The 4855-nt window shown below is 57.3% G+C and carries 6 protein-coding genes; 2 read left to right on the top strand and 4 right to left on the bottom strand.

All coding sequences use genetic code 11. From position 1 onward, the window contains the following. Positions 1–662, top strand: a 662-nt coding sequence (locus BN874_RS13340) for a glycosyltransferase (protein ID WP_034434300.1), incomplete at its 5' end; no start/stop codon positions are given. A 213-nt stretch (positions 663–875) separates the two neighbouring features. Then, positions 876–1679 (top strand): DUF2189 domain-containing protein, encoded by an 804-nt coding sequence (locus BN874_RS13335; RefSeq protein ID WP_034434298.1) that lies wholly within the window; start codon positions 876–878, stop codon positions 1677–1679. Between the two features lie 62 nt (positions 1680–1741). On the opposite strand, the gene BN874_RS13330 is transcribed toward BN874_RS13335, so the two are convergent. From BN874_RS13330 to BN874_RS13315, 4 genes are all read right to left on the bottom strand, one after another. After that, complete coding sequence (locus BN874_RS13330; RefSeq protein ID WP_034434297.1) at positions 1742–2170, bottom strand: DUF1841 family protein; 429 nt, start codon at positions 2168–2170, stop codon at positions 1742–1744. Then, positions 2170–2808 (bottom strand): endonuclease III, encoded by a 639-nt coding sequence (gene nth, locus BN874_RS13325; protein ID WP_034434295.1) that lies wholly within the window; start codon positions 2806–2808, stop codon positions 2170–2172. Before nth ends, BN874_RS13330 begins: the two co-directional genes overlap by 1 nt. Next, a complete protein-coding gene (locus BN874_RS13320) occupies positions 2805–3944 on the bottom strand; it encodes an HIT family protein (RefSeq protein ID WP_034434293.1) in 1140 nt (379 codons plus the stop codon). Before BN874_RS13320 ends, nth begins: the two co-directional genes overlap by 4 nt. 545 nt (positions 3945–4489) lie before the next feature. Beyond that, positions 4490–4855: IPT/TIG domain-containing protein (locus tag BN874_RS13315; RefSeq protein WP_034434291.1), on the bottom strand; the 366-nt coding region annotated here is incomplete at its 5' end.

Below are 4855 nucleotides of genomic sequence, written 5' to 3'. Positions count from 1 at the left end.
AGGAATACCACCCCGTCCACAATCCCGAAGTGATTGCCGAGTTTGGCATTGATCCCAACCGACCCTATGTGCTGTTCGTTGGGCGGATGACCCGGCAGAAAGGACTGTATTATTTGCTGCAAGCCATTCCGCACCTGGACCCGAAGTTGCAAATCGTGCTATGCGCCGGCGATGCCGATACCCTGGCGATGCAACGCGAGATGGAAGACATGGTGCAGGAACTGCAAAGCCACCGCGACGGCATCGTCTGGATTCCCAAGATGGTGTCGCGCCAAACCACAATAGCTCTTTATTCGCACGCCGCCATTTTCTGCTGCCCCTCCATCTACGAACCATTCGGCATCATTAATCTGGAAGCGATGGCCTGTGGAACACCGGTGGTAGGCAGTGCGGTGGGCGGCATCAATGAAGTCGTGGTTGACGGCGAAACCGGCTTTCTGGTGGACCCGCACCTGTCCATGGAATCGCCGCACGATCCCATTGCTCCCGCTCGATTCGAGCATGGGCTGGCCGACGCTATCAACCGCCTTGCCGCTGATCCGGACCTGTGTGAGCGGATGGGCCAAGCCGGTCGGGAGCGGGTCGAACGGCACTACAGTTGGCGCAGCATCGCTCAGCAAACCTACGACCTGTACCGTCGGCTGCGTCCACAGCGGGCCTGAACTGACGCCTTTACCATAGGAATGCAAAGGGGCCTCAACCGGCCCCTTCTTGTTGTTATCGACCGCTGCTTGTTGCTGCAAGCCTTTTGCGACTGTAAGGTTTTCATGCCGGCAAAAAACCGAGTGCTATACTCAAAATTATGTCAATCTTGTGCATGACACCCTAAAATATACCAACATATTGCACTATCGAATTTTGAAGGAGGAATTGAGATGGTCGCTTCCATTCGTGTCGTCGAAAGTTCGCTCACGACGCCCAAAGTTCGCATCATCGCCATCGACCGGCCTTGGGAATGGCTCGGCGCTGGCTGGAAAGATTTGTGGCGGGCGCCCGCAACGAGCATCTCTTATGGCTTGCTTTTCGTAGCCATGGGCTATCTGTTGGTCTATCTGATTGAGGGCCAGTTCCAATATGCGCTGGCGCTGACCACCGGTTTCTTACTGGCGGGTCCGTTTTTGTCCATGGGGCTATACGACATTAGCCGCCGCCTGGAGGCGGGCGAACCCGCCACCTTAGGACACGCCCTGATGGCCTGGCAGTGCAACGTCCTGCCGATCCTGATGTTTGGCGGGTTGATTGGCCTGTTGATGATCGTTTGGGCGCGGTTGTCGGCGGTGCTGTTCGGCGTCATCGTCGGCGGCGGGCGCCACCTGGTTCTCGACAGTTCGGTCGCGCAACTGTTCTTCTCGGGCAGCGGCTTGACCTTCCTGATCGTTTTCACGCTGGTGGGCGCAATGATCGCCGCCGCCGTGTTCGTGATCAGCGTGGTCTCTATCCCGATGATGCTGGACCGCAAAACCGATTTCATCACGGCGGTGCTGACCAGCGTCACCGCCGTGCAGGCCAATATAGGAGTGATGGTGCTGTGGGCGGCGCTGATCACGATCTTCACCGGGATCGGCCTCATCACTTTTTACCTCGGTCTGGCCATTGTCCTGCCGCTCATCGGTCATGCGACTTGGCACGCCTACCGGGATATCGTCGACAGCGACGACCTTGAACAGCACCCAATCTGAGTAGCCTCAGCAATGTGAACGCCGGCTCAACGCCGGCGTTTTTCGTTGGCGAATCGTGGAGCTTATCGCGCTAGCCGCCGCAGTCGTTCCAGATACACTCTTTCGTCCGGCTCCATGCCGTTGCGCTGCGCTTCCCACAGCGTCTCGCCCAGACATTCCATCATCCGGTGCTCGGCGGCATGACTGTCGCCCACCCGCCGGCAAAGCTGTTGGTACACATCGAGAATGCCGGGCGGGCGGTCGCCGCCCAACTGTTCCTGAATCGCGATGTGCATGCCCATATGCAGGAACGGATTGGTTTCGCCCAGTTCTGGAGCATACTCGCGCTCCAGCGCGGTTTCGGCATTAATCAGCGCCGGTTGATATTCGGGATGGGCTCGGATAACCGCAGCGATGATCTGCTCCAGCGGTTCCAGCGGTTGACTGGCGCTGGCTTTGTCCCAAACCGTGCAGTAGTAGCGGCGCAGACTGTTTCGATCATTGCCGAACATCAGTTCACCTCAGTTTTATGCGGATAGGCGCACAGGTCGTGAATCGGGCACTCCGGGCAACGCGGCTTGCGGGCGGTGCAAACATAGCGCCCGTGCAGAATCAACCAATGGTGGGCATCCTGCCTGAACTCCTCCGGCGTCGCGGTGAGCAAACCTTCTTCCACCTCCCGCACGGTCCGGCCCGGCGCCAGCCCGGTGCGATTAGCGACCCGAAAAATATGAGTATCCACCGCAATGGTCGGTTCGCCAAAAGCGGTATTGAGGATGACATTAGCAGTTTTGCGGCCCACGCCCGGCAATGCTTCCAGCGCCACCCGGTCGCGCGGCACCTCGCCGCCGTGCCGCTCCAGCAGCAGGGCGCAGGTTCTGCGGATGTTGGCGGCCTTGGTGTTGTAAAGACCAATTGTCTTGATGTGGTCTTTCAAACCCGCTTCGCCCAAGTCCAGAATGGTTTGCGGCGTGTTGGCCAGTGGAAACAGCCGGGCGGTGGCTTCGTTAACTTTTTTATCCGTCGCTTGCGCCGACAGGATGACCGCAATCAATAACTCGAAGGGGCTGAGACAGCGAAGCTCGGTCGTCGGCTTCGGGCAGGCGGTTTGAAAACGAGTGAACGCCTCGTGGATTTGGGCGGAATTCATAAGACTTCACGCAAATAGGCGGCCGCATTCGTAGTGCTTTCCTGACACACCCACAGCCCCAATTGCTCAAAACCGCCCATTTCCTGGGTATGCGCTAAAAACTCCAGATACAGGCCGGCGCCTGGCCCATTATTCACCGTCAGGTTAAAAGCCGGCTCCCGTCCCAGCAGTGGCATAATTCGCAGCAATGCCCGCATCGCGTCCTGAATTCCCTGAGTGACGGCGCGCATCTCGGCGTCCGTTAATTCGTGCAGATACTGCCGGCTCGTATCTTTCACCAGCAGCAGCATGTCATAAGGCCGCCGCATGAAATACGGCACGACGAGGACGGCTTCTCCATAATCCCGCACCGTTAATTCCATGGGATTATCACACAGAAGGTAGCGGCTGAAAGAGTTTCCCTGATGGCGTTCGGAAAAACACCAGTTGTTATAAAAACGACTGGGCATGATGTTGCTATAGCCGATTTGCTGATGGCCGTGCGCCAGCGATCCGCCGGCGAGCTGCCCATAATTCTTGATGATGGAGACAAAACCATGAGTCGGTTTGCGCGGCGGCGGTATTTCAGAGGGAGGCATCAACCCTTCCGAGGCGTAGAGCAATTTCTGTTCGAGAGCCGCCAGTCGTTGCAGAACGATCAGGCCATCATCCAGCGACAGGGTGTGCCAGTCCTGATCATGCTGTGAAGAGGTCCATTGCAGAAAGTGAAAGCCGTAGGAGACTCTTCCCTCATGCATTGGATCGGGATAAAGAGGTTGCTGGCGGTGTTTCTCCAGGATGTGCTGCAAGGGATAAATAATTGGGAACAGGTTTTTATTAATGAAGGTCGCGCCTTGACTCAACTTCGCTACATCGACGACTCCCGTAGTTTTTCCTTGGCAGATGACGCACGGCTTTTCGACGCTTTCAGACAGAAGAGCACGGACGCCGGAATCATGCGGTCGGCGCGCCCGCGTGGAGTTATAGACGATCAAGTCGCCATTGCGCGGATCGATCTGGCAGACGGAATCCGGTAGAAAAGGCATCATTTCCTTTTCAGCATGGAATAATGCATTGAGTTGTTGCATCGACAGGGATTCGATGGATTCCGACTGCATGATGGATTGCAACATTTCCCAACTGAGTTGTTGCGCCATGTTCGCTCCTTATTAACCACAACTGGTTTCTTAATCACAGTTCATTGCCCTTCACCCACTCAGGCTGGAACCGATCCATCCCTCGGCAGAGGGTCTCCTTCGGGTCATCCTGTGCAAAGATGTAGCAGTTGAGCAAGAAACATTAACGACTACAATCGTAGAATCCAACGATATTTTCCGTTGAGTCCCCGGTTTAAATGTTGTCCATTGCATACATCTCTAACTGATTGATTTTTTTAATGGAGATCAGAGGCCAATTGCATCCCCCCAGTTCGCCCCGCCCAGCTCCGCTGCCGCCCACTCACCGCCGCCGTTTCCGTCATTCCGTCTGCCTCACTCACCTTGACCTACCCCTCTCAGATGGGGGCGGCAGCTCTTGGGATCAAGATATGTGGAGTCGATAGCCTTTGACAAAGGGGGGAGCGGTGGGTGAAGTCATGGAAAGGCTGCCTGGAAATGGCGGGGTGCCGGGATGGGGTCAAACCATCAGCGGATTTTGTGAAAACCACCGGGAGATGGCCTCCCGGCGTCACAGCGGCTGCAATCTACGGGGTGTAGGTGAACGAGAGCGTGTTGCTGACCCCGGAGGCGTTGCCCACGGAAACCAGGGCCATACCCGTTCCCTGGGGGGCGACGACCTGGATCGCGCCTTGCGGCGTGAGCGCAAACTGAGTGATGGCGGTTCCGCCAAAATTCACCGTGGTGGCGGCGCCAAGATTAGTCCCGGTTAGCGTGACCACCGTGCCGGCTGAACCGCGGGTAGGCGAGAGGCCGGTGAGGGTCAAACTGGGCGCCGCCGTCGGCGCGAAGGGAATGTTCACCGCCCACGCCGGCAGCGCATAGGGCGTACCCGGATTGCCCGCCGCATTGTTCTGACCTTGCCAGGCCGGCCCGAGCGGGATCGTTCCGAA

The organism is Candidatus Contendobacter odensis Run_B_J11 (assembly GCF_000531125.1).
Taxonomy (GTDB): Bacteria; Pseudomonadota; Gammaproteobacteria; order Competibacterales; family Competibacteraceae; genus Contendibacter; species Contendibacter odensensis.
This window is presented reverse-complemented; position numbering and strand designations above follow the sequence as displayed.

Excerpts from the sequence above, each read along its gene's own strand:
- BN874_RS13335 (WP_034434298.1), top strand. The coding sequence starts at position 876 with ATGGTCGCTTCCATTCGTGTCGTCGAAAGTTCGCTCACGACGCCCAAA.
- nth (WP_034434295.1), bottom strand. The coding sequence starts at position 2,808 with ATGAATTCCGCCCAAATCCACGAGGCGTTCACTCGTTTTCAAACCGCC.
- BN874_RS13330 (WP_034434297.1), bottom strand. The coding sequence starts at position 2,170 with ATGTTCGGCAATGATCGAAACAGTCTGCGCCGCTACTACTGCACGGTT.
- BN874_RS13320 (WP_034434293.1), bottom strand. The coding sequence starts at position 3,944 with ATGGCGCAACAACTCAGTTGGGAAATGTTGCAATCCATCATGCAGTCG.